The organism is Veronia nyctiphanis (assembly GCF_004116385.1).
Lineage (GTDB): Bacteria > Pseudomonadota > Gammaproteobacteria > Enterobacterales > Vibrionaceae > Veronia > Veronia nyctiphanis.
In genome coordinates this window covers 1-1,938 of record NZ_PEIB01000084.1, presented here as the reverse complement: position 1 = coordinate 1,938, position 1,938 = coordinate 1, and the positions used below count along the sequence as shown (strand labels likewise).

At 41.0% G+C, this 1,938-nt stretch carries 2 protein-coding genes; both read right to left on the bottom strand.

Annotated elements, in window-relative coordinates:
• Positions 1-133 precede the first annotated feature (133 nt).
• Positions 134-1,219 (bottom strand): serine hydrolase domain-containing protein, encoded by a 1,086-nt coding sequence (locus tag CS022_RS24485; protein WP_129124467.1) that lies wholly within the window; start codon positions 1,217-1,219, stop codon positions 134-136.
• A 240-nt stretch (positions 1,220-1,459) separates the two neighbouring features.
• A complete protein-coding gene (locus CS022_RS24480) occupies positions 1,460-1,852 on the bottom strand; it encodes an HIT family protein (RefSeq protein ID WP_129124466.1) in 393 nt (130 codons plus the stop codon).
• Positions 1,853-1,938: the final 86 nt, after the last annotated feature.

Below are 1,938 nucleotides of genomic sequence, written 5' to 3'. Positions count from 1 at the left end.
GGAGCTTTGCTACTAAACCATGGGACTCAAAACTCTAAAATTGATGGGGGATAACGCCTAGCTCACCGGAAAAATGGGAGCGCAGTGAGTATTTTGTCCGGTGCAGCTACTTGTTAGGCATATCTGGTCCATGTCAATTCTTCATTCCCAATGGCGGCCCATGGCGATTCAAATATTCATCAAGATCGTGCCTGAATTCAAACCCGAGTTCGGTGCGTAATCCTCCACCATTAGCGAAGAAAATAAATCCCCATTTCTCTGGCTTAGAAATGACCACAAGCGCCTTGGTTCCTGGATCAGAACCTCCATGAAGATATCTATCCTCCTCAATCCACCAGGTCAACCCGGAAATGTTATTAACGTCAGGGTATTGAACTGTAAGCATCTCAGCGACTGTTTCAGGTTGTAAAAAGCGCTCTCCTTGTAGCGTTTTGCCGTTGTTCAAAAAGACATGAAGAAACCGCATAAATTCTATACTGCTGGTTTTAAGCCCTCCATCTGAATAAGTAGAAAGGTCATAAGTACCCAATGGCTTAAAGGTATTGCTTATCAAATTATAATTGTATGGCATTGCCATACGATTTTGTTCGAGGTTGCGACTTAGCCAGCGAGTGTGCGCCATCTCTAATGGAAAAAAAATTTCCTGTCTACAAAACTCATAAAATGGAATTCCTGATACTTGCTCAATTAAGTACCCCAAAAGCCCATAGGCCACATTGCTATATTCAGCTATTGTCCCTGGTTTAGCGTTATTAAAGTTATTGTCTTTATCATAATATTTAGCGCCCGGAGTGAAGTAACTGGTGACAAATAAATCTAATGATTCTGGCTTTTGAGTCGGTTTACCTATATCTTCATATAAATCCCAATAAGGGCTACCGAAAAAGAAAGAGCCATCTGAAATACTTGAAGTGTGAGAAAGTAACATGCGAAAAGTAATCGGTGTATCGGGGAAATCTGGGTTTCTAACACTGAATGGTAAGTACTGGTTAACATCATCATCCAGTTGCAATTTTCCTTGATCGTAAAGCTTCATTATTGCAGTACCTGTTACCAGTTTGGATACGGAAGCTACCTGATACAGGCTATTTTGCGAGGGCGCGATCTTTTTTTCTAGGTTTGAAAATCCATATTGCTTTGAAAAAACGACTTCTCCATCTTTAAATACCAGCACTGACGCACTAGGTAATTTCGCCGCTTCCATTTGTTGCGTAATCATCTGATCAAAATCTTCAGGGATAGCCGCATGTAAAGATGTAAGTCAGTATAAAAAAAGAATAGGCTGGCTAAGCCGACTATTATGGCAAAAATAGAGCATACGATTTTCAGGGGCCTTTTTACTGCTGATGGAAGTTTCCATATAAACATCGATATTACCTAGTATGCATAACGCTCGCCTAAACGGCGAGCAACTTGTTGCGAGTCCAGCGGCTGAAGGCCGCGATGTTTAAGGCACTTGTTATAAGCCTGATAGCGACTCACGAAGAACTTCTATGCATTGAATGCCAATATCACTACTTAACCAACCAAATTGATCTCCATCGAAGCGAGGAAATATATGCAAATGATAATGGTCAAGTTCATTACATTTTCCATTATTTTGGATAAATGATATTCCATCAGGATTAAACTTATTGACGATCCGAGAATAAAGATCTCTGGCTACAACTTGGATTTCATCGTGGACTAATGCTGGTAAATCAATGAAAGACTCGTACGGTTCTTTCGGGCAAATGAGAATATGACCGAAATTGATGGGGTCGTGATCAGCGAAAGCAATTACCTGTTCAGATTCGTAGATAATCACAGCTTCAATATCACGGCTGACTATTTGCTGAACAATCGTTGTCACTCGATCTCTCCTAAAGACTTATAACGCCGCGTTCTAGCGAATCCCCTCAAAATCCCTTTTCTAAACAATGAGAAGGACGCGCACCG

What these genes read in the sequence shown, in the direction of transcription:
- CS022_RS24485 (WP_129124467.1), bottom strand. Translation starts at nt 1,219, where the DNA reads ATGATTACGCAACAAATGGAAGCGGCGAAATTACCTAGTGCGTCAGTG.